This window comes from Terrabacter aerolatus (assembly GCF_007991735.1).
Classification (GTDB): domain Bacteria; phylum Actinomycetota; class Actinomycetes; order Actinomycetales; family Dermatophilaceae; genus Terrabacter; species Terrabacter aerolatus.
In genome coordinates, this window is the sequence record NZ_BJYX01000009.1 from 42,246 (window position 1) to 62,458 (window position 20,213).

The following is a 20,213-nucleotide window of genomic DNA, read 5'->3' on the forward strand; positions in this document are numbered from 1 at the left end:
CCCACCGTCGAGAGGCCGATGCGTGTCTCCCGTGACCCTGACCGACGATCTTGCGTATGCCGTGTCCTTCGCCCGCGCGCCCCGGCGGGTCGTGTCGTTGGTGCCGTCGATCACCGAGGCCCTGGCGGCGACCTGCCCGGAGCGACTCGTCGGCGCCACGGACTGGTGCACGCATCCGAGCGGCCTTGCGGTGCAACGGGTTCGGGGCACCAAGAACCCGGATCTCCGCGCGATCGCGGCGCTGCAGCCCGACCTCGTCGTGGCCAACAAGGAGGAGAACCGCGAGCACGACGTCCAGCGTCTGCGCGGTGACGGCATACCCGTGTGGGTCACCGACATCGAGACGGTGCCGGGGGCGCTCGACTCGCTCGAACGGCTCTTCGTAGACGTGCTCGAAGTCGGCGCGCCCGACTGGCTCGGTGCCGCACGGGACGAGTGGGGCGGTCCGGTGCCCGCCCCGTCGCTCGACGTGGCGGTGGCGATCTGGCGCGACCCCTGGATGGCCGTCGGCCGGGACACGTTCACCGGCGACCTCGTGTCGCGGCTCGGCTGGCGCAACGTCCTGGCCGACGCCGCCGACCGCTATCCCCACGTCGAGGTGGGCGAGCTCGACCGCGACGGCCTGACGGTGCTGCTGCCGGACGAACCCTACGTCTTCACACGAGACGACGGTCCCGAGGCGTTCACGCGCGCCCGCACCGCCCTCGTGAGCGGGCGGCTGCTGACCTGGTACGGCCCGAGCCTCGTCGGCGCCCGGTCCGCCCTGAGCGCCGCCGTCGAGCCCTGACCGTTCCGGTTCGTGCCCACTCGACGGTCATCGGTGGGCGGACTCCGGCCTCTCGACGGTCACCCGTGGGCGAACTCCGGCCTCTCGACGGTCAGGACACGGCCTCGGCAGCGACGACGAGCAGGCCGGCGAGCATGAGCCGGCGGGCGAGGTCGATCCCGACCATGTCGGCCCGCAGGATCCCCCCGTCGACGAGCGCCACGAACGTGCCGACGTCGTGTGGTTCCACCGCGAAGTCCGGGAGCCGGCTGCGCAGCGTCGCCGACCCGTCGTCGCAGGCGACGAGGCGGGGCGCGACGTGGGACCTCAGGCGCAGCTCGGCCTCGGGGCGCAAGGACTCGGCGGCGGCCACCTGGGCGAGCGGACCGAGGGGTGCGGCGCGTTGGGTGCCGCGCGCTCGCGCCTCGAGGGCGTCCACGACCGCGGACGGCTCGATCTCGTCGAGGGCCCGCACCAGGGCGGCCCGTACGAGGTCGATGTCCGGGGCGATGGTCTCGTGGTCGAAGCCCGACGGCGAGACGGCGAGCGAGTCGCGCACGCGTTCGTCGAGGCTGGCCCGGGCCAGCGCCATCGACACGAGCTCGTCGGCGACGTGGCGCCGGGTCCAGACGTGGACGCCGAGCGTCAGGTGGGTACTCACCCCGCCGAGGGCGGTCGCCGAGTGGATCCAGCCGCGGGGGAGGTAGAGCACGTCGCCCGGCCGGAGGGTGAACTCACGCTCCGGGTCGCGCCGACCCGCTTCCTCGACCTCGGTGCGGTGCTCGGTCCACGGCTGGTCGCGCAGCGGCGAGCGGTGCACCGGGGGCCGGACCCGCCACTGCTTCTCGCCCGCCATCTGCAGCACGAAGACGTCGTGGACGTCGTAGTGGTCGGTGAAGCCGGTGCTCTGGCTCGGCGTCACGTAGGCGTTGGCCTGGACGGGGTGTCCCAGCTCCTGGGCGAGCTGCTGGGTGAAGTCGATGAGGGGCCCCCACGTACGGTGCAGTCCCTGCAGCACGAGGGTCGAGCCGCCCCGCGAAGAGCTGGAGCAGCTTGTCGTCGCTCACCTGGTCCGCGACCGAGGCGCCGACGCCGCCTCCCTGGGTGAACTCCCGGTCCCCGAGGGTGCGGCCGTTCTGGGCGACCCGGAGGAACGGGGCGCGCAAGCCTCGCCTCGAGACGAGCTCGTCGACCGAGTCCTCGCCGAAGAGCTCGAGAAGGCCTCCCGGCAGCTCGGAGGCCCGGGTGACCACCGGCGCGTGCGCCCACTGGTCCCGGGCGAAGTCCTCCGGGTCGAGCGGTACGAGGCGCTGCAGCGCCGAGTGCCCACGCTGGTGCGCGGGCACTCGGCTCGTCGTGCCGGTGGACATCAGATCGAGGTGGCCGGGTCCGCTCCGGCGCCGCCGTCGGCACCGCCGTCGTGGGTGCTGGTGTCGGCGCCGCCGTCGGCGGGACCTTCGGAGTCGGCGCCGCCGTCCGCGCCACCGTCGTGGGTGCTGGTGTCGGCGCCGCCGTCAGCGGGACCCTCGGTCGTCGGGTCGTCGCTCACGGGGTCCAGCGGGTTGTCGCTCATGGCTTCTCCTCCACAGGGTGTGCCGCGGCGCCGGACGACGCCGTCCTCGTGGTCCTACCCGCTCGCAGCGCCTCTGGCACAACCCCGTCCGGCGTGTTGTGATCTGGTCCATGGCGATCAGCAAGGGTGACACCGTCCACTGGAACACGTCGCAGGGCCGCACCACGGGCACGGCCGTCGAGAAGCGCGTCAAGGAGTTCACCTTCGACGGGCAGACGTTCAAGGCCTCGGCCGACGACCCCTACTGGATCGTCGAGTCGACGAAGACGGGCGCGAAGGCGGCCCACAAGGAGTCGACCCTCGACGGCGGCTAGGCCGCCCGACCCTCAGGTCAGGTGGTCGAAGTCCCCACGTGTCCAGGCCGCGTGCCGGTCGGCCGAGTGCCTGAGGACCGCCTTGGCGTCAGCGGGCACCGCAGTGCCGAAGTTGTTGTAGAGGCGGTCGAAGTGCAGCTCCTCGAGCTGGCCTGCGATGCGCTGGACCACGTTGCCCGACAAGGGGATCCGGTTCGGGTAGCTCCTCATGAAGCTCACCGACCGCCGGTCCGGGTTGGGGAACACGGCGTCGCCGGCGAGCAGCACGCCGCGTCCGTCGGCGCCGGCGGTCCACTCGACGACCGCCTGCCCTCGGAAGTGTCCTCCGACGCGGTGCAGGGTCAGGCCGGGCGCGACGACCCGCCGGTCGTCGTACGTCTCGAGGAGCGGGTCACGACGGCGCACCCACTCGGCGTCCGCGGCGGCGACGAGCACCGGCACGCCGCCGAGCGCTCGGGCCCATTCGGTCTGCACGCCGTACATGTGCGGGTGGCTCGCGGCCACGGCGAGCGTCGGCCCGAGCGAGCGCACCCGCTCCAGGGCGGCGTCGTCGACGTAGCCGACGCAGTCGAAGAGCAGCACCCCCTCTGGCGCGCGCACGACCATGGTCTGCTGCCCGATGCCGACCTCGGGATCGGCACGCAGCCCCCAGAGGTCCGGCTCCACCTCGTCGACCGTGATGCGCGTCCCCGCGGCGCGCAGCTCCTCGAGGGTGGTCCAGCGCTGCCCGGCGGCGGGCACCCACTGGCGCTCGTCCTCGCAGATCTCGCACGCGTCGGGAGGCGTCGGCAGGTCGGCGGTCTCGACGGCGCAGGTGCCACAGATCCAGATCACGGGCCCAGCCTGCCTCGCACTGCCCGTGCGCACCAGCGGAAGTGGGGGAGGATGCACGGGTGATCCTGCACGTGCGCGCCGCCGTCGAGCAGCTGTATGCCGTCCCGCCCGCGCGCTTCACGCCGTTGCGTTCCGAGCTGGTGGCCGACGCGAGGGCGGCCGGGGAGAAGGCCCTCGCCACCTCGATCGGGGCCCTGCGCAAGCCGACGGTCGCCGCCTGGGCGGTCAACCACTTCGTCCGCGAGCACCGCGACGAGCTCGACGAGCTGCGCTCCTTCGCGGCGCTGCTGCGCGAGGCCCAGCGCACCCTCGACGCCGACCAGCTGCGGCTGCTCGGACGGGAGCGGGCCACGCGCGTCGACGCCCTCGCCGACCGCATCGCCGAGGTGGCGGCGCAGGACGGCCAGAAGCTGGGTGCCGGCGTGTCCCAGGAGGTGCGCGAGACGCTGACGGCTCTCATCGCCGACGAGGAGGCGGAGGCGTCGGTCCTCACGGGAGCCCTCGTCCGGGCGCTCAGCTACTCCGGGTTCGGCTCCGTCGACGTCGCCGACGTCGTCGCCCTCGGGGACCTCGACGAGGACGGGGAGGAGGTCGAGTGCGGCACCGGCTCGCGCCCGTCGCTGTCCGTGCTGCCGGGTGGCGGTGGTGACCCTGTCGACCTCGAGGAGCGACGACGCTCCCGGCGCACGGTCGAGCGGTCGCGGCTCCAGGCAGCCCTCGACGCGGCCCGGTCCGACCTGCGCGCCGCCGACCGCCAGGTCGCCGTCCTGACCGCCCGCCAGGAGGAGGTCACCGAGGGCATCGCCGACCTCGAGCGGCGGCTCGCCACCGCTCGGGCCCGGCTCGAGAAGGTCACCGGCGAGCTCGACGAGGCTGCCGGCATACGCGACCGGTCCGAGCATCAGGAGGCGGCGGCCCAGCAGGCGCTGGACGCCCTCGACGACGGCGACTGACGGCCACCTCGACGCGCCCTGGCCGCGGTCAGGCCCGGCGCAACCGCCGGCGCACGCGCTCGACGAGCCGGCGCCCCGCGGCCGTGGTGGGCTCCTCGTCCTCGTCCTCGTCCTCGCCGTCGGTCCCCGGCGGCCGCTCACCCGGCTGCATCGCCGCGAGCTCCGGCATGAGCTCGTAGGTGCGCGAGTAGATCTCGAAGAGCGCGAGCATGAGCGCCGCCACGGGCACGGCGACGAACGCCCCTCCCACGCCGAAGAGCGCGGCGCCGAAGAGGACCGCCGCGAACGACACGGCCGGGTGGACGTCGACCGCCTGCGCGGAGATCTTCGGCTCGAGCGTGAGGTTCTCGACCTGCTGGTAGACGAGGGCGAACCCCAGCATGGCCACCCCCTGCCACGGCTGCTGGCCCACGAGGCCGACGAAGACCGGCAGCGCGATCGCGATGTAGGTCCCGACCGTCGGTACGAACTGCGCCACGAGGCCCGTCCAGATCCCGAGGGCCAGCCAGTAGGGCATGCCGATGACGAGCATGAAGGTGGCCGAGAGGCCGCCGCAGATGCCCGCGAGCACGAGCCGCGCCGAGACGTAGCCCCCGGTCTTGATGATGGCCAGCTGCCACGCGGTGGAGATCATCTCCTGACGGCGCGGCGGCGCGAGGCGCGCGACCCAACGGCGCAGCCGCGGCTGGTCGGCCGAGAGGTAGAAGGTGAAGAAGGCGAAGGTCAGGCTGCTGAAGGCCGCGCCGAGCACGGTCGCGACCGCGCCGACCAGGCCGCCCGCGAGGCTCGTCGCGGCGGACGTCAGCGCCGACGTGCCGATGCCGAGCTCCTTGAGGATCGTTTCGTAGTCCAGCGTCATCCCGAACCGCTCACCGGCCCACGTCGTGGCCTGCCGCACGAGCTCGGGCACGGCGCGCACGAGGGTCGCGAGCTGCTCGGCCAGCAGCTGCCCGAAGGCGATGAGGAACACGACGAGGAAGAGGATCGTGCCGAACATGACGACGAAGGTGGCGACGCCGCGTCGCATCCGCAGCGACAGGCGCGCGACGGCCGGCTCCATCGCGATCGCCGCGATCATCGACATCGTCAGCGTGAAGATGACGCTGCCGCCGTCGTCGAGCACCCACTTGCCCAGGGCTGCGAGCGCCACCACCCCGACGAGCGTCCAGCCCGAGCGCCAGACGCTCTGCCGGTCGAACCGGACCCGCACGTCCGACCTGTCCTCGGGCGGCGGGAGCTGTTCCCCGGTCGGCGGCGGCGACTCGCTCATGGGTGGATCCTCCCAGCCCGAGCCGGTCACCACCGGAGGTCGCGAGGATCGGGTCGATTTCGTATCCGCGCCGCCGACCGTGTAGTCTCACCGTCGCACAACAGGTCGACCTGAAGGCGTTCTCACGACGTTTTCACCGGGTCGGCCGTGCCCCAATAGCTCAGTCGGCAGAGCGTTTCCATGGTAAGGAAAAGGTCTAGGGTTCGATTCCCTATTGGGGCTCTGGTCGGTCGGTCTCCGGCCCGTGTCGCGGTCGCGGCAGGGTCGGAGGACGACAGCCCATGGCGGGGTAGCTCAGCTGGTTAGAGCGCACGACTCATAATCGTGAGGTCGCGGGATCGAGCCCCGCTCCCGCTACCACTTCCGCGTGCACCCGGACGGATTTCTCGATTCATCGGGGTGTCGCGTAACCTTGGACGTCGCGCCTGCGTGCCACCCCGGGAGTCCGGAACGCGTGACGCGCCGCGCGACACCCGTCGCAAGACGACCGAACACCCGAGTACGTTTCCGAAAGAGCAGGTTGCCGTGGCCAGCAAGAGCAGCGACGTCCGTCCGAAGATCACGATGGCGTGTGTGGACTGCAAGGACCGCAACTACATCACCAAGAAGAACCGTCGGAACAACCCCGACCGTCTCGCCATGAACAAGTTCTGCCCGAAGTGCGGCAAGCACACGGAGCACCGCGAGACCCGCTGAGCGCGACTCGACGTCCACCGCTCCCTCGGCCCTCGGGCCGGGGGAGCGTTGTCGTCTCCCGGGCCCGTTCCGCGGCCGTCGTGGGCGGCCCGGGCCGTCGTCGCCGTCGGTCGGTAGGGTGCCGGTATGCCGGTGAACGCAGACTTCCAGGGCCGGGTCTACCCGCCCACCGAGACCTACCGGGTCAGTGCCGCCAAGATCCGCGAGTTCGCCGAGGCGGTCGGGTCCTCCGACCCGGTCCACGTCGACGCGGACGTGGCACGCGCCCGTGGCTACGCGGACGTCATCGCGCCGCCGACGTTCGCCGTGCTCATCGCCCAGCAGTGCGACGCACAGCTGATCCGCGACCCCGAGGCCGGCATCGACTTCTCCCGCGTCGTGCACGGGGAGCAGCGCTTCACCCACCACCGCCCGCTGACGGCCGGTGACGCCGTCGTCGGCACCCTGCACGTCGACACCGTGCGCGAGGCCGGTGGCCACGCGATGGTCACCACCCGCACCGAGCTCGCCACCGAGCAGGGCGAGGCCGTCTGCACGGCCACGTCGACCATCGTCATCCGAGGAGGCGAGTGATGAGCACCGAGTCCAGCACCGGGTCCAGCACCGGGTCCAGCACCGGGTCCGACACGGCGGCCGCCGCGACGGCGCCCGCGCCCGCGCCCGTCCGAGCCTTCTCCGGGGTGTCGGTCGGCGACGTGCTCCCGCCCCTGACCGTCCACGTCGACCGCGCGCGGCTCGTCCAGTACGCCGGGGCGTCGCTGGACCGCAACCGCATCCACTGGGACGAGCCGTTCGCCAAGCAGGTCGGCCTGCCCGACGTCATCGCCCACGGCATGTTCACCATGGGCTCAGCGGTCACCCTCGTCACCGACTGGGCCGGTGACGCCGGGCGCGTCGTCGAGTACGGCGTCCGCTTCACCAAGCCTGTCGTCGTGCCCTACGACACCGGGGCCGACATCGAGGTGTCGGGCGTCGTGAAGTCCGCCGACCCGCAGACGAGGCGCGTCACCGTCGAGCTCACCGCCACCTCGGGCGGCGAGAAGGTCCTCGGGCGGGCCCTCGCCGTCGTCGCCCTCGACTGACGCGGCCGACCCCTGTGCGTGAGCAACACGACGTCCCCCTGTCCACGCTGACGACGATGCGCGTCGGCGGCCCCGCGGCCCGGGTCGTCACCGTCTCGAGCACCGACGAGCTCGTCGACGCGGTCCGTGAGGTCGACGACGCCGACGAGCCGCTGCTCGTCGTGTCGGGCGGCTCCAACCTCATCGTGTCCGACGACGGCTTCGAGGGCACGGTCGTGCACGTCGCCACCTCCGGCATCACGCCCGAGTCCGCCGACTTCTGCGGCGGCGCCGTGGTCCGGGTCGCCGCGGGCGAGGTGTGGGACGACGTCGTGGCCCGCGCGGTCGCCGAGGGCTGGGCGGGGGTCGAGGGTCTGAGCGGCATCCCCGGGCTCACGGGGGCCACGCCCGTGCAGAACGTCGGAGCCTACGGCCAGGACGTCTCCCAGACCATCGCGCAGGTGCGCACCTGGGACCGCCAGGAGCAGGCCGTGCGCACGTTCATGAACGTCGACTGCGCCTTCACCTACCGCCACTCCCGCTTCAAGGGGCACTCGCGCTACGTCGTGCTCGACGTGCTCTTCCAGTTCGAGGTCGCCGACCTCAGCCGCCCCGTGGCGTATGCCGCCCTGGCGAAGGGCCTGGGGGTCGAGCTCGGCACGCGGGTCCCGCTCTCCGACGCCCGTGAGGCGGTGCTCGAGCAGCGCCGGTCCCGGGGGATGGTGCTCGACGCCGACGACCCTGACACGTGGTCGTGCGGGTCCTTCTTCACCAACCCGATCCTCAGCCGGCAGGAGTTCGACGCCCTCGTCGAGCGCGTGGGGGAGCGCGTCGGCTGGGAGGGCCCGACCCCGCCCCGCTTCGCCGAGCCGGACGGCCGCGTCAAGACGAGCGCCGCGTGGCTCATCGAGCACGCCGGTTTCGCCAAGGGGTTCGGCCTGCCGGCCCCGGCGGCGCTGTCGACGAAGCACACCCTCGCCGTCACGAACCGTGGAGGTGCGACGACCTCCGACGTCCTCGCCCTGGCCCGTCAGGTGCGGGACGGGGTCCGCGACGCGTTCGGCGTCTCCCTCGTCAACGAGCCCGTGCTCGTGGGCGAGCAGCTCTGACGCCCGCGCCGGGCCACCCGGCGCTCGTCCACCGCCTCGTACGCAGCAGGCCCCGGCTCCCGAGGGAACCGGGGCCCGCTGCGTCGAGCGCGGCTCAGGGCCTACTTCGAGCGCGGCTCAGGGCCTACTTCGTCAGGACGACGGTGAAGGTCTTGGCGCCGATGTTCTTGTCGGTCGTGCTGACCTGGTAGGCCGGGCGGTTGAAGGCCAGGCTCAGAGCGTTCGTCGTGCCGCGGTTGACCTTGAAGAAGACCCAGCCGCCCGTCCGCTGCGCCCGCTTGGCGGCCTTGAGCGGGGTGGCGCCCCACCGCTTGGCGAACTCGGTCGTCGGGACGACCTTCTGGCTCGGGTCGGCCGCGACCAGCGACAGCATCGACGGGTCGATCGAGGCCGAGTAGCGCGAGCCCGCGGAGAAGGTCACCCAGACCCCCACGATCTCGAAGGACCTCGCCCCGACCGGCTGCTCGGACGGCCACGAGAAGTGGCGCACGATGCGGCTGGCGGTGATGGTGTGCCCGAGGTCGGGGTCCTTGATCGTGGCGGTGATGGCCGTGGAGACCGGCTTGTCGACCGGCACGGCATCGGTGCCGGCGCTCGTGGTGGCCGAGCTCGCGGACGAGCTGGCGGGTGCGCTCGTCGTCGCCGGGCTCGTGCCGCCGGGTGCGGTCGGGTCGGCCGTCACGGCCGACTCGCCGCTGCAGGCCGCGAGCGCGACGACAGGCGCCACCAGACCGACGACGGCGAGGCGTCGCAGGCGGCTGCGGGAAGCGGTCAGAGGGCGTGCGGGGGCGGCGGCAGAAGTCTTCATCTCCCCACCAGCATGACCGGGCGCACCAATGCTGAGCAAACCCGGTGCCGCTCCCGGCGTCCCCCACGGCCCCACGCGGTGTCCGGCTTGTCCCGGTTGGGCCGGGTGCTGCGTGTGGTCGGTCTCACCCCGCGGTGAGCCAGGTCTCGACGTCGGCGAGGGCGGCGGCGCGCAGGTGTTGCGGCATACGGCTGCCCTCGATGGAGCCACGGGCGAGCCCGGCCAGCTCGGAGTCGTCGAGGCCTAGCTCACGCGCGGCGGCGTACTGCGCCGTGAGGCGCGTGCCGAAGAGCAACGGGTCGTCCGCGCCGAGCGCGACGGGGATCCCGGCCCGGAGGATGCGCCGGAGCGGCACGTCCTTCGCCGCGGCGTAGACACCGAGGGCGACGTTGCTGCCGGGACAGACCTCGAGCGTGACCCCTGCCTCGGCCACCGCGTCGAGCACCTGCGGGTCCTCGACGCTGCGCACACCGTGCCCGATGCGGTCGGGGTCGAGGTGCTCGAGCGTCTCCATGACCGACTGCGCGCCGAGCAGCTCGCCGCCATGGGGCACGAGCGCGAGCCCGGCACGGCGGGCGATGGCGAAGGCCGGGGCGAAGTCGGCGACGAGACCGCGTCGCTCGTCGTTGGACAGACCGAAGCCGACGACGTCACCCGCCCCGTCGCCCGCATGGTGCGCGGCGAGACGGGCGAGGGTGCGCGCCTCGAGGGGGTGGCGCATGCGGCTCGCGGCGACGACGACGGCCACCCCGATCTCGCCCTGCGCCGACACCGTGCGGGCCTCGTCGAGCACGATCTCGAGGGCGGGCGTGATGCCGCCGACGAACGGGGCGTAGGACGTCGGGTCGACCTGGATCTCGAGCCAGCGCGACCCCTCGGACGCGTCGTCCGCGGCGGCCTCGCGCACGATGCGGCGCATGTCGTCCTCGCTGCGCACACAGGACCGCGCGGCGTCGTAGAGGCGCTGGAAGCGGAACCACCCGCGCTCGTCGGTGGCCTTGGCGAGCCGGGGCGGCCAGTCCGTCACGAGGGCGTCGGGGAGCCGGATGCCGTGCGAGGCGGCGAGCTCGCGCACGGTCTCGACCCGCATCGAGCCGGTGAAGTGCAGGTGCAGGTGGGCCTTGGGCAGGTCCTGCACCGAGCGCGTCATGCGGGCCAGTGTGCCATCCGGCCCCGCCCGGTCCGCGGGCTCCTCGACGGAGCGCACGGACCGCGGCGACAGGCCGGGGCGGGCTCGGCGACAGGCCGGCGCGGGCGCGGGGGCAGGCCGGGCACCCGGCGAGGGCTCAGCCCTCGTCGGGCTCGTCGGCGATCTCGTCGACGACGTGCATGGCGGCCTCCTCGGCCGACGCGCCGGCGCCGTCGACGCCCACGTCGGTGGCCCAGACCTGCTTCTCGTCGTCCTCGTGGGCACCCTCGTCGTCGGCGACGAGGCGGCCGGCGCGCGCGTCGCCCACCTCGTTGTCACCGAGCCAGTCGTCCTCGGCGTCGATCGAGTCGGGGTCGTCGCCGCCGACCCGGTCGTCGTCGAGCCCGCTCTCGTTGTCGGGGGCGCCGTAGGCCGAGTCGGGGTCGGGCACCTCCTGGCGGATTCGCTCGTCGATCGTCTCGTCGACGGACTCCTCGTAGGCGGTGGTGCCGTGGGCGGTGACGCCCTGCGGGCGGTCGTTGGGGGAGTATCCACGGTCGAGCACGTCCTCGAGGTCGCCGTCCTCGAGGGTGTCCTCGGGCTGGAGCTGGTCCTCGTCGTCGACGCTGTAGGTCGTCAGGTCGTCGGAGACGTTCTCGTTGGGACCGGTGTCGCTCATCGCGGGGCTCCTTCGGTGGTGGCGTTCGTCGCGTTCGGTGCCGGCAGCGTCGAGCCACCGCCCTCTGCCCCTACCCGCGACGCACGCTCGGCGGTCAGCTTCTCGGCCGCCGCGAGCGCGACGCACGTGGCGACCCCCGCCATGGCCGTGCGCACCTCCTCGAGCACCGGGAAGGTCGGGGCGAGACGGATGTTGCGGTCACGCGGGTCGTGGCCGAGGGGGAAGGACGCGCCGGCCGGGGTCAGGGCGATGCCGGCGTCCTTGGCGAGGGCCACGACCCGGGAGGCGGTGCCGTCGAGGACGTCGAGGTTGACGAAGTAGCCGCCGGTCGGGTGGCTCCACTCGGCCACCTCGAGCCCGGCGAGGCCGCTGGTCAGTGCCTCGTCGACCGCCGCGAACTTCGGCGCGATGATCTCGCGGTGCTTGCGCATGTGGGCGCGCACGCCGTCGGCGTCGCGGAAGAACTCGACGTGGCGCAGGTGGTTGACCTTGTCGGGCCCGATCGAGCCCATCGCGAGGTGCTTCAGGTACCACGCGACGTTGGCCGCGCTCGCGGCGAGCACGGCCACGCCGGCGCCCGCGAAGGTGATCTTCGAGGTCGAGGCGAACATGATCGGCCGGTTCGGGTGGCCCGAGGCCGCCGCGAGGCTGATGATGTCGGCGCTCTTCGCCTCGTCCTCGGTGAGGTGGTGGAAGGCGTACGCGTTGTCCCAGAAGATCGTGAAGTCGGGGGCGGCGGTCGGCATGGCCGCCAGCCGGGCCGCGATCTCCTGCGACACGACGGCGCCGGAGGGGTTCGCGTAGGTCGGCACGATCCAGATGCCCTTGATGCTCGGGTCGTCCTTGACGAGCGCCTCCACCGCGGCGACGTCCGGTCCGTCCTCGTGCATGTCGACGGTCACCATCTCGATGCCGAACGAGGCGAGCATCGAGAAGTGGCGGTCGTAGCCGGGCACGGGGCAGATGAAGCGGACCTTCTCCTCCCGGCCCCACGGCCGGGGCGAGTCGACGCCTCCGAAGAGCAGGAAGTCGACGATGGTGCTGTACATCATCGTCAGGCTGGAATTGCCACCGGCGATGACCTGGCTCGGCTCGACCCAGAGCAGCTCGGCGAAGATCTCGCGCAGCTCCGCCAGACCCTCGAGGCCGCCGTAGTTGCGCACGTCGACGCCGGCGCGGTCCTTGGTCGTCGTCGGCAGGTGCAGCAGGTCGTTCGAGAGGTCGAGCTGGGCGGCGGACGGCTTGCCCCGCGTCAGGTCGAGCTTGAGACCACGGGACTGCAGGTCCGTGTAGGCCGCCTGCTGCTCGGCGAGGAAGCCGGCCAGGTCGTCGTCGGACAGGGACGCGAGGGAGGTGCGCGGGTTCGTCACGCCTCGATCCTGCCACTGCGTGGCCCGGGCAGGGCGGCCGAGTCCGTATGCCGGGTCGCGGGCGCCGGGGTCGGCCGCGCGGTCGTCGGGGTGGGGTGCTCGCGCCTGCCGGCGTAGGCTGGACGAGACGGTCGGGAGAGCCTCGCGGAGGGGCTCACGAGGTCGGTTCGCGTTGGGCCGCATCCGTCCCGTATGATCGTCCCTCGGACGGCATCGCTGGCCATGCTGACGCATGCCGTCCCGCCGGAGATCCCAACGTTTCCGGCGAAGGGCAATAGCTCAATTGGTAGAGCACTGGTCTCCAAAACCAGCGGTTGGGGGTTCGAGTCCCTCTTGCCCTGCGCATCCCAGTGATGTGGTCGTCGTGCAAGGCGGCACGCGACTTCTGCCCAGACGTGGTCCTCCACGGGCGGGCTCCTGTCGCGGGCCGACACCCAGGCAGAAAGAAGGAATCGTGACCGAGACGAGCGCCAAGCGCGGGTCCGGCCGTGCCGACAAGGCTCGCGGCGGCAACCCGGTGTCGCGCCTCTTCGGGGCGATCAGCCTCTTCGTGCGCCAGATCCTCGACGAGCTGCGCAAGGTCGTGCGGCCCACCGGTCCCGAGCTCGTGCGCTACACGACCGTCGTGGTCGTGTTCGTCGTGATCATGATGGCCCTCGTGTCGGGTCTCGACTTCGGTCTGAGCCGGCTCATCTCCTGGGCCTTCACGGGCTCGCCCACCTGACGCACGAGCCCACGGCCCGCGTCAACGGGATGTCACCGCCAGCCCCCACCGGCTGGTCCACGAGCAAGGAAGCAGGTCAGAGCGTGTCCGAGCAGTTCGCCCACGAGGGCGCCCCGAACGGCGAGAGCACCGAGAGCGACGTCGTCGACCCCGCGGCCCTGACCGGCGACCTCACGGCGTCCGACGTCGAGTCGGCTGCTGGTGACACCGGCTCCGACGTGCCCGAGGCCGACGCCGAGGACTCCCACGACGCCGAGGACGCCGACGACGCGGATGCTGAGGACACCGAGGACACCGACGCGGAGGCCGTCGAGGGCTCCGACGACGAGGCTCCCGCCGTCCAGGGCAGCGGTGACCCGGTCGCCGACTTCAAGGCCGACCTGCGCAGCCGCTTCGGCGACTGGTTCGTCATCCACTCCTACGCCGGTTACGAGAACCGCGTGAAGGCCAACCTCGAGACGCGTATCCAGACGCTCAACATGGAGGACTTCATCTTCGAGATCGAGGTCCCCATGGAGGAGGTCACCGAGATCAAGAACGGCCAGAAGAAGCAGGTCCGTCGGGTCCGGATGCCCGGTTACGTCCTCGTCCGCATGGACCTCACGGACGAGAGCTGGGGCGCCGTGCGCCACACGCCGGGCGTCACCGGTTTCGTCGGCAACGCCCACCAGCCGGTCCCGCTGTCGATCGACGAGGTCTTCACGATGCTCGCGCCGACCTTCGAGGCCGCCCAGGGCGCCGACGGCTCGGGTGCCGCGTCCGGCACGAGCGCACCCAAGGACGTCCGCGTCGTCGACTTCGAGGTCGGCGAGTCCGTGACCGTCATGGAGGGGCCGTTCGAGACCCTTCCCGCCACGATCTCCGAGATCAACGCCGACACGCAGAAGCTCAAGGTGCTCGTCTCGATCTTCGGCCGGGAGACCCCGGTCGAGCTCTCCTTCGCCCAGGTCGCCAAGATCTGAGCAAGGTCCCACCACGTTCGGTGCGGCATCCCGCACCGGCCTGCAACCGGGTCATCGCCCACGGCGTCGGTCCACAACGAAGAAGGTAGGCAACCATGCCCCCCAAGAAGAAGGTCTCCGGCTTCATCAAGCTGCAGATCCAGGCCGGTCAGGCCACCCCCGCCCCGCCCGTCGGCCCGGCCCTCGGCCAGCACGGCGTCAACATCATGGAGTTCGTCAAGGCGTACAACGCCGCGACGGAGTCCCAGCGCGGCAACGTCATCCCGGTCGAGATCACGGTCTACGAGGACCGCTCGTTCACCTTCGTGACGAAGACCCCGCCGGCTGCCGAGCTCATCAAGAAGGCCGCGGGCGTCGCCAAGGGCTCGGGTGAGCCGCACAAGACCAAGGTCGCCAAGCTCTCGCGCGACCAGGTCCTCGAGATCGCCCGTCAGAAGATGGAAGACCTCAACGCCCACGACGAGGAGATGGCGGCGCGCATCATCGCCGGCACCGCCCGCTCGATGGGTATCGACACCGAGCTCTGAGGGCTCACCCCCGGCCGCACGGCATACGGACCGTATGCCGTCGGCCACGTGGGAGGGCCAGCGCTGGCCCGCACCACGACTCCACCACCACGCAAGGAGCAGTTCCATGAAGCGCAGCAAGAACTACCGCGCCGCAGCCGAGCTCGTCACGCCGGGCAAGGTCTACGCCCCGCTCGAGGCCGTCCGCGTCGCCAAGCAGACCGCCAAGGCGAAGTACGACGAGACCGTCGAGGTCGCCATGCGTCTCGGCGTCGACCCCCGCAAGGCCGACCAGGCCGTCCGCGGCACGGTCAACCTGCCGCACGGCACGGGCAAGACCGCCCGCGTCCTCGTCTTCGCCAACGGCGACAAGGCCGAGGCCGCCCGTGAGGCCGGCGCCGACCACGTCGGCTCCGACGACCTGCTCGAGAAGGTCCAGGGCGGCTGGCTCGACTTCGACGCCGTCGTCGCGACCCCTGACCTCATGGGCAAGGTCGGTCGTCTCGGCAAGGTGCTCGGCCCGCGTGGCCTCATGCCCAACCCGAAGACCGGCACCGTGACGATGGACGTCGCCAAGGCCGTCACCGACATCAAGGGCGGCAAGATCGAGTTCCGCGTCGACAAGCACGCGAACCTCCACTTCATCATCGGCAAGGCCTCCTTCGACGAGGCCAAGCTCGTCGAGAACTACGCCGCCGCGCTCGAGGAGATCCTGCGTCTGAAGCCGGCCAGCTCCAAGGGCCGCTACATCGAGAAGGCCACCGTCTCCACGACGATGGGCCCGGGCATCCCGCTCGACTTCTCCAAGACGCGCAACCTCCTCGCCGAGGAGGAGCAGGCCTGACCGCCTGACCCACGCAGTCCGAGAGCCCGTCACCCCTCCGGGGGTGGCGGGCTCTCGTGCGTTCCCGGGCCGTCACGGCGTCGCCGATCGGCGGAGATCTCGGCGCGAAAGGTGGCGTTTGCGCGGGTACGGTCGAAAGATGAGTCGTCACAGCGTCTGCACCATGACACGTTCTCGATGGGTCCTCGGCGCCCTCGTCGTCGGACTCCCTCTGTCCCTGCTGCCGGCCACGGCCGGTGCCCAGCCGTCGATGGCCCCGGCGTCCTCGGGCGCCGACCGGGGGTGGCACGGCGCACCCACGCCGCTGCCCAAGGCGGCGGTGATGACCGGCTCCGGTGGCGCGGTCAGCTCCGTCGACCGGGACGCCTCGCAGGTCGGCATCGACGTGCTCGCCCGGGGTGGCAACGCGGCCGACGCGGCGGTCGCGACGGCGGCGGCCCTCGGCGTGACCGAGCCCTACAGCGCCGGCATCGGTGGCGGTGGGTTCCTCGTCTACTACGACGCGCGCAGCAAGAGGGTGTCGACCATCGACGGGCGGGAGACGGCCCCGAAGACCTTCACCGACAAGACCTTCACCGACCCGGCCACGGGCAAGGCGATGGACTTCACCACGGTCGTGAACTCCGGCCTGTCCGTCGGGGTGCCCGGCACTCCGGCCCTGTGGGACAAGGCGCTGCGCGACTACGGCACCCTGTCGCTCAACGCCGCGCTCAAGCCGGCCGAGCGACTCGCCGAGAAGGGCTTCGTCGTCGACCAGACCTTCGCCGACCAGACCTCGGCCAACGCCGCGCGCTTCTCGGTGTTCCCCGCCACGGCGAAGGTCTTCCTGCGCGACGGGAAGGCTCCCGCCGTGGGGTCGGTCTTCACGAACCCCGACATGGCCAAGGCGTACCGGACGCTGCGCACCCAGGGCACGGGGGCGTTGTATGCCGGCCGGCTCGGCCAGGCGATCGTGGCCGAGTCGCGGGCGCCGCACACGCGTCCGGGCGCCTCCGTCATGGGAGGCCAGATGACGATGGCCGACCTCAACGCCTATCGCGCGCTGACCAAGGCGCCGATCCACTCGCAGTACAAGGGATACGACGTCTACGGCATGCCGGTCCCGAGCTCGGGCGGCATCGCCGTCGCCGAGATCCTCAACCTCATCCGGGCCTACGAGGACCGCACCGGCGTCACGACGTCGTCGCTGTCCGACGTCGACTACCTCCACCGCTTCTCGGAGGCCTCGGCGACGGCCTTCGCCGACCGCAACCGCTGGGTCGGTGACGTCCCCGGCGTGCCGTTGCGCGAGCTGACCGATCCCGCCTTCGCCGCGGAGCGTGCCTGCCTCTTCGACCCGGCCAAGGCGCAGCCGCGGCCGATCCCGTTCGGCTCGCCCGACGGCTCCTACGCCTCCTGCGCACCGGGCACGGTCGGGCAGCGCGAGCCCTACGAGGGGCAGTCGACCTCGCACCTGACGGCCACCGACAGGTGGGGCAACGTGGCGTCGTACACGCTGACCATCGAGCAGACGGGTGGCTCGGGCATCACTGTCCCGGGGTACGGCTTCCTGCTCAACAACGAGCTGACGGACTTCAACTTCACGCCCCTGACCCCGGGGGTCCCCGACCCGAACCTGCCCGGTCCGGGCAAGCGCCCCCGGTCCTCGATGAGCCCGACCATCCTGCTCGACCACGGCCGGCCGTTCCTCGCCGTGGGCTCGCCGGGCGGCGCCACGATCATCACGTCGGTGTCGCAGACCATCCTCGGCTACCTCGACCGCAACCTCTCGCTCGTCGACGCGATCGCGGCGCCGCGGCTCAGCTCGCGCAACGGTGCCAGCGAGGGGGCCGAGCCGCAGATCCTCGACGGCCCGACCGGAGCGGCGCTGACGGCGATGGGCCACAAGCTCGCCTCGTCCGGGACGCCCAACGAGATCGGCGCCGTGACGGCGATCCGCAGTCTGGGCCACGGACTCTTCGAGGCCGCCGCGGAGCCGACCCGCCGCGGTGGGGGTTCGGCGATGGTGGTCCACCCGCGCTGAGGTCCGCAGCGCTCCTGCTGCACCTGAGGTCCTTCGAGAGGCCGGTCCCGCAAGGGGGCCGGCCTCTCCGCCTGCCCGGTCGGTGGTGGTGGTTGAAACAGTAATGGTCCATTACCACAGCAGCCTGACTTTTGTCGCATCCTCGCGTAACACGCCGGGAACCTGTCTCGTTGTCCGTAGTACATCGGTCAGGGGATCGATGAGCAGGGCATCGATGACAGGAGTTCGACGATGATGGGAAACAAGCTCACAGCACTACTCTCAGCCGCAGCCATCGCAGGGGTGGCTGCGCCTCTCAGCGCCTCGCCGGCGACGGCGGCCACCTCGACCACGGGGGTCTCCGCCTACGCCTACGGCAGCTACGTCGTGGTGGGCGGTCTCGTCCGTTCCGGACCGACGGCGCTCGCGAGCATCGGGTGCACGACCGCCTTCGGACGCACCTCCACCGGATCGACGGCCACGGTCACCGTCCCGGCGGCGGGCTCGGTCGGTGCGACCCGCACCAGCGCGTCGACGTCCCAGAGCGCGAGCGGCCACTCCAGCCGCGCCTCGGCGACGACGGGGCGGTCAACCTGCTGGGCGGGCTGGTGCGGGCTGACGCGGTGACCTCGACGAGCACCGCGGCCCGCAGCACGGCCGGAACCCTCACGGGCGGCAACCAGTCGCAGCTCGTGGGCCTCAAGGTCGGCGGCCGGGCACTCAACGCCGTGCCCGCCCCGAACTCGTCGATCTCGCTCAAGAGCTCGACGGGTGCGGCTCTCGCGACGGTCTACCTCAACCAGCAGTCCAAGTCCGTGGTCGGCAACGACCTGCGGGTCAGCACCGTGGCGCTGCGGGTCGTCATCACGGGGCAGAACTCGCTGGGTCTGCCGCTCGGTTCGAGCATCGCCGTCGGTGTCTCCAGCACGTCGCTGTCGAGGCCCGTCCTCGGCCTGGTCGGCGGCATGGGCTACTCGACCTCCGCGACCCTGGCCAACGGCGTCGTGTCGACGAGCCGCACCGCGCTCGCCTACCCGCCGTGCACCGGAGGTGCCTCGAAGGCGACGCTGGCCACGGCCGGCGTGCCCGGCGTGGTCTCGACGGGCACGACGACGACAGAGACGCTCTCGAAGGTGACGTCGAGCTCGCGCAGCTCGTACGTCAAGAACACGATCACCGGCCCGCGCGTCCTCAGCGGCCTCATCAGCGCCGACGCCGTCATCGCCGAGACGTCGGTCTCGCAGGCTGCTCCCGGCGCTGCTCCGGTCGCGACGGACAGCTCGCGCTTCGTCGGGCTGCGGATCGCCGGCCTGCCGGCGATCTCCTCCTCGGTCAAGCCCAACACCGTCCTCACGGTTCCGGGCCTGGGGCGGGTCACCCTGCACAAGGTCGTGCGCACGGCCACGTCGGTCGACGTCGTCATGGTCGAGGTCGTCACGAACCGTGTCTTCGACTCGCTGCCCACGGGCTCGGTCATCCGGATCGGCGCCTCGGCGACATCGGTCATCTGACCGCAGACGACCGGTCGGACCGGCGACGGTGGCCGCGGACCCTCGGGTTCGCGGCCACCGTCACGTCTCGGTCGGGTGCGTCCGTGGTCAGGCCGGCTTGGGTGAGGGCCACGGCCAGGCGGTGCAGCCCTTGAGCCCGTAGGTCTGCTGCATCATGACGGGCGCGACCTTGCCCGGGCCGGCGCAGTAGGCGTGGGCGTGTCCGATGCCGTGGCCGACCTCGTGGTTGACGAGATAGACGCGGTACTGCGCGATGTCGGTGCCATAGGCGGCGGCGCCGAGCACCCAGCGGCGCAGGTTGAGCACGACGCGCCCGGCGTTGTGGCAGCTGACCTGGCCGCGTGTCTCGAGCGGAGCGCACAGCCTGTCGGTCGTGCCGGGGCTCGCGAGCGTGATGCGCAGGTCGACCGGGGCGCCCTTGGCCGCGTCTGCTGGCGAGACGTCGACGAAGCGCACCCCGTCGGTGGCCTGCCAGCCACGTGGGTCGGTCAGCACCGTGCCCACGGTGGCCGCGAAGTCCTCGGCCCGGATGTCGATGCCGCCCTCGAGCTCGACGGTGTAGCGGACGACCCGTCCACCCTTCGGCTCCGGCCGCAGGGCAGCCGGCGGCATCGCGACGACGGTGAACCTCCCCGACCCCGACTCGATGAGGGCACCCTTGTCGTCCTTGCCGTCGCCCGTTCCGGGCACCGGGCTGCTGGTCGCCCCGCCAGCCGCGGGCTGCGACCGGGACACCTGCGAGTCGGTTCCCGCGCCCTCCGGTATGCGTTCGAGCCGGTCGACGGAGATCGCGGGCGCGTGCCCGGCGAGCTGTGCCACCCGGGACGCGCGGGACAGGGCGCTTTCGGGCACCGGCTCGCCCGCGCCGGCGCGCGACACCGACCAGATGTCGGCCGCGATGCAGAGGATGAGGCCCACGGCCGCCCAGGAACGTCGGCGGCGGATCGCCTGCCGCTGGGCAGGAGTCGGCCGGCGTGCTCCGCTGCGACTCGCCATGGGTTTCACGCTAGGCCACGTACCCGTCGGGGTGGGGGACCGGGCCACGGACCCGCCGCACTCCCACACCCGGTCGGCTCGATTTGGCCGAGGCGGGTCCAGCCCG

The 20,213-nt window shown here is 71.9% G+C and carries 22 protein-coding genes, 3 tRNA genes and 1 pseudogene; 17 read left to right on the top strand and 9 right to left on the bottom strand.

Annotated elements, in window-relative coordinates:
• Positions 1 to 22: 22 nt before the first annotated feature.
• A complete protein-coding gene (locus TAE01_RS10070) occupies positions 23 to 787 on the top strand; it encodes a helical backbone metal receptor (protein ID WP_371860832.1) in 765 nt (254 codons plus the stop codon).
• 91 nt (positions 788 to 878) lie between these two features.
• On the opposite strand, the gene TAE01_RS10075 is transcribed toward TAE01_RS10070, so the two are convergent.
• Together TAE01_RS10075 and TAE01_RS10080 are read right to left on the bottom strand one after the other, a co-directional pair.
• A complete protein-coding gene (locus TAE01_RS10075) occupies positions 879 to 1,784 on the bottom strand; it encodes a cupin domain-containing protein (protein WP_246111254.1) in 906 nt (301 codons plus the stop codon).
• Between the two features lie 351 nt (positions 1,785 to 2,135).
• On the bottom strand, positions 2,136 to 2,339 hold the full coding sequence (locus TAE01_RS10080; RefSeq protein ID WP_147066031.1) for a hypothetical protein: 204 nt from the start codon (positions 2,337 to 2,339) through the stop codon (positions 2,136 to 2,138).
• A gap of 110 nt (positions 2,340 to 2,449) precedes the next feature.
• On the opposite strand from TAE01_RS10080, the gene TAE01_RS10085 reads away from it, so the two are divergent.
• Positions 2,450 to 2,653, top strand: a complete 204-nt coding sequence (locus tag TAE01_RS10085) for a hypervirulence associated TUDOR domain-containing protein (protein WP_147066033.1) — start codon at positions 2,450 to 2,452, stop codon at positions 2,651 to 2,653.
• Positions 2,654 to 2,665: 12 nt separating this feature from the next.
• Here the strand turns inward: TAE01_RS10085 and TAE01_RS10090 are convergent, their stop codons facing one another.
• Positions 2,666 to 3,487: an MBL fold metallo-hydrolase gene (locus TAE01_RS10090; protein ID WP_147066035.1), complete on the bottom strand. Its 822-nt coding sequence runs from the start codon at positions 3,485 to 3,487 to the stop codon at positions 2,666 to 2,668.
• Positions 3,488 to 3,546: 59 nt separating this feature from the next.
• Between TAE01_RS10090 and TAE01_RS10095 the strand changes: the two genes are divergently transcribed.
• Positions 3,547 to 4,440, top strand: a complete 894-nt coding sequence (locus TAE01_RS10095) for a hypothetical protein (RefSeq protein ID WP_147066037.1) — start codon at positions 3,547 to 3,549, stop codon at positions 4,438 to 4,440.
• Between the two features lie 28 nt (positions 4,441 to 4,468).
• Here the strand turns inward: TAE01_RS10095 and TAE01_RS10100 are convergent, their stop codons facing one another.
• Positions 4,469 to 5,710: an AI-2E family transporter gene (locus TAE01_RS10100; protein ID WP_147066039.1), complete on the bottom strand. Its 1,242-nt coding sequence runs from the start codon at positions 5,708 to 5,710 to the stop codon at positions 4,469 to 4,471.
• Between the two features lie 149 nt (positions 5,711 to 5,859).
• Here TAE01_RS10100 and TAE01_RS10105 point away from each other — a divergent pair.
• From TAE01_RS10105 to TAE01_RS10130, 6 genes are all read left to right on the top strand, one after another.
• Positions 5,860 to 5,932: transfer RNA gene (locus tag TAE01_RS10105), tRNA-Thr, on the top strand.
• Positions 5,933 to 5,993: 61 nt separating this feature from the next.
• Positions 5,994 to 6,070, top strand: a tRNA-Met gene (locus TAE01_RS10110).
• 165 nt (positions 6,071 to 6,235) lie between these two features.
• Positions 6,236 to 6,406 carry a 50S ribosomal protein L33 gene (gene rpmG / locus TAE01_RS10115; protein WP_020143294.1) on the top strand — a complete coding sequence of 57 codons (171 nt, stop codon included), beginning with the start codon at positions 6,236 to 6,238 and terminating at the stop codon, positions 6,404 to 6,406.
• Between the two features lie 126 nt (positions 6,407 to 6,532).
• Positions 6,533 to 6,979, top strand: coding sequence for an FAS1-like dehydratase domain-containing protein (locus tag TAE01_RS10120; RefSeq protein WP_147066041.1), 447 nt, complete (start codon positions 6,533 to 6,535; stop codon positions 6,977 to 6,979).
• The gene (locus TAE01_RS10125) at positions 6,979 to 7,488 is read left to right on the top strand and encodes a MaoC family dehydratase (protein WP_147066043.1); all 510 of its coding nucleotides are present in this window, start codon (positions 6,979 to 6,981) and stop codon (positions 7,486 to 7,488) included. Before TAE01_RS10120 ends, TAE01_RS10125 begins: the two co-directional genes overlap by 1 nt.
• 14 nt (positions 7,489 to 7,502) lie before the next feature.
• Positions 7,503 to 8,576, top strand: coding sequence for a UDP-N-acetylmuramate dehydrogenase (locus TAE01_RS10130; RefSeq protein ID WP_147066046.1), 1,074 nt, complete (start codon positions 7,503 to 7,505; stop codon positions 8,574 to 8,576).
• A 124-nt stretch (positions 8,577 to 8,700) separates the two neighbouring features.
• Here TAE01_RS10130 and TAE01_RS10135 read toward each other — a convergent pair whose 3' ends face one another.
• From TAE01_RS10135 to TAE01_RS10150, 4 genes are all read right to left on the bottom strand, one after another.
• Positions 8,701 to 9,384, bottom strand: coding sequence for a hypothetical protein (locus TAE01_RS10135; RefSeq protein WP_147066048.1), 684 nt, complete (start codon positions 9,382 to 9,384; stop codon positions 8,701 to 8,703).
• A gap of 124 nt (positions 9,385 to 9,508) precedes the next feature.
• Positions 9,509 to 10,534: an adenosine deaminase gene (locus tag TAE01_RS10140; RefSeq protein WP_147066051.1), complete on the bottom strand. Its 1,026-nt coding sequence runs from the start codon at positions 10,532 to 10,534 to the stop codon at positions 9,509 to 9,511.
• Positions 10,535 to 10,670: 136 nt separating this feature from the next.
• A complete protein-coding gene (locus TAE01_RS10145) occupies positions 10,671 to 11,192 on the bottom strand; it encodes a DUF5709 domain-containing protein (protein WP_147066053.1) in 522 nt (173 codons plus the stop codon).
• Positions 11,189 to 12,562, bottom strand: coding sequence for an aspartate aminotransferase type Ic (locus tag TAE01_RS10150; RefSeq protein ID WP_147066055.1), 1,374 nt, complete (start codon positions 12,560 to 12,562; stop codon positions 11,189 to 11,191). Before TAE01_RS10150 ends, TAE01_RS10145 begins: the two co-directional genes overlap by 4 nt.
• 268 nt (positions 12,563 to 12,830) lie before the next feature.
• Here TAE01_RS10150 and TAE01_RS10155 point away from each other — a divergent pair.
• The 8 genes and pseudogenes from TAE01_RS10155 (at position 12,831) to TAE01_RS21080 (ending at position 19,111) form a co-directional block, all read left to right on the top strand.
• A tRNA-Trp gene (locus tag TAE01_RS10155) sits at positions 12,831 to 12,903 on the top strand.
• A gap of 113 nt (positions 12,904 to 13,016) precedes the next feature.
• The gene (gene secE / locus TAE01_RS10160; RefSeq protein ID WP_186815144.1) at positions 13,017 to 13,286 is read left to right on the top strand and encodes a preprotein translocase subunit SecE; all 270 of its coding nucleotides are present in this window, start codon (positions 13,017 to 13,019) and stop codon (positions 13,284 to 13,286) included.
• Between the two features lie 83 nt (positions 13,287 to 13,369).
• Complete coding sequence (nusG, locus tag TAE01_RS10165) at positions 13,370 to 14,248, top strand: transcription termination/antitermination protein NusG (RefSeq protein ID WP_186815145.1); 879 nt, start codon at positions 13,370 to 13,372, stop codon at positions 14,246 to 14,248.
• Between the two features lie 95 nt (positions 14,249 to 14,343).
• Complete coding sequence (gene rplK, locus TAE01_RS10170; protein WP_147066061.1) at positions 14,344 to 14,775, top strand: 50S ribosomal protein L11; 432 nt, start codon at positions 14,344 to 14,346, stop codon at positions 14,773 to 14,775.
• Between the two features lie 106 nt (positions 14,776 to 14,881).
• The gene (gene rplA, locus TAE01_RS10175; RefSeq protein WP_147066063.1) at positions 14,882 to 15,598 is read left to right on the top strand and encodes a 50S ribosomal protein L1; all 717 of its coding nucleotides are present in this window, start codon (positions 14,882 to 14,884) and stop codon (positions 15,596 to 15,598) included.
• Between the two features lie 163 nt (positions 15,599 to 15,761).
• Positions 15,762 to 17,621: a gamma-glutamyltransferase gene (ggt, locus tag TAE01_RS10180; RefSeq protein ID WP_246111255.1), complete on the top strand. Its 1,860-nt coding sequence runs from the start codon at positions 15,762 to 15,764 to the stop codon at positions 17,619 to 17,621.
• Between the two features lie 234 nt (positions 17,622 to 17,855).
• Positions 17,856 to 18,475, top strand: a pseudogene (locus tag TAE01_RS21075) (choice-of-anchor P family protein); the annotation flags it as partial.
• Between the two features lie 90 nt (positions 18,476 to 18,565).
• Complete coding sequence (locus TAE01_RS21080) at positions 18,566 to 19,111, top strand: choice-of-anchor P family protein (RefSeq protein ID WP_281289281.1); 546 nt, start codon at positions 18,566 to 18,568, stop codon at positions 19,109 to 19,111.
• Between the two features lie 87 nt (positions 19,112 to 19,198).
• Here TAE01_RS21080 and TAE01_RS10195 read toward each other — a convergent pair whose 3' ends face one another.
• A complete protein-coding gene (locus TAE01_RS10195) occupies positions 19,199 to 20,107 on the bottom strand; it encodes a DUF3152 domain-containing protein (RefSeq protein ID WP_246111256.1) in 909 nt (302 codons plus the stop codon).
• Positions 20,108 to 20,213 lie beyond the last annotated feature (106 nt).

Bases quoted from the DNA above. Each gene is read 5' to 3' on its own strand.
- TAE01_RS21080 (WP_281289281.1), top strand. From the start codon at position 18,566: ATGGGCTACTCGACCTCCGCGACCCTGGCCAACGGCGTCGTGTCGACG.
- TAE01_RS10120 (WP_147066041.1), top strand. From the start codon at position 6,533: ATGCCGGTGAACGCAGACTTCCAGGGCCGGGTCTACCCGCCCACCGAG.
- TAE01_RS10080 (WP_147066031.1), bottom strand. From the start codon at position 2,339: ATGAGCGACAACCCGCTGGACCCCGTGAGCGACGACCCGACGACCGAG.
- TAE01_RS10195 (WP_246111256.1), bottom strand. From the start codon at position 20,107: ATGGCGAGTCGCAGCGGAGCACGCCGGCCGACTCCTGCCCAGCGGCAG.
- TAE01_RS10140 (WP_147066051.1), bottom strand. From the start codon at position 10,534: ATGACGCGCTCGGTGCAGGACCTGCCCAAGGCCCACCTGCACCTGCAC.
- ggt (WP_246111255.1), top strand. From the start codon at position 15,762: ATGACACGTTCTCGATGGGTCCTCGGCGCCCTCGTCGTCGGACTCCCT.
- TAE01_RS10125 (WP_147066043.1), top strand. From the start codon at position 6,979: ATGAGCACCGAGTCCAGCACCGGGTCCAGCACCGGGTCCAGCACCGGG.
- TAE01_RS10100 (WP_147066039.1), bottom strand. From the start codon at position 5,710: ATGAGCGAGTCGCCGCCGCCGACCGGGGAACAGCTCCCGCCGCCCGAG.
- TAE01_RS10085 (WP_147066033.1), top strand. From the start codon at position 2,450: ATGGCGATCAGCAAGGGTGACACCGTCCACTGGAACACGTCGCAGGGC.
- rplA (WP_147066063.1), top strand. From the start codon at position 14,882: ATGAAGCGCAGCAAGAACTACCGCGCCGCAGCCGAGCTCGTCACGCCG.
- TAE01_RS10135 (WP_147066048.1), bottom strand. From the start codon at position 9,384: ATGAAGACTTCTGCCGCCGCCCCCGCACGCCCTCTGACCGCTTCCCGC.
- TAE01_RS10145 (WP_147066053.1), bottom strand. From the start codon at position 11,192: ATGAGCGACACCGGTCCCAACGAGAACGTCTCCGACGACCTGACGACC.
- rplK (WP_147066061.1), top strand. From the start codon at position 14,344: ATGCCCCCCAAGAAGAAGGTCTCCGGCTTCATCAAGCTGCAGATCCAG.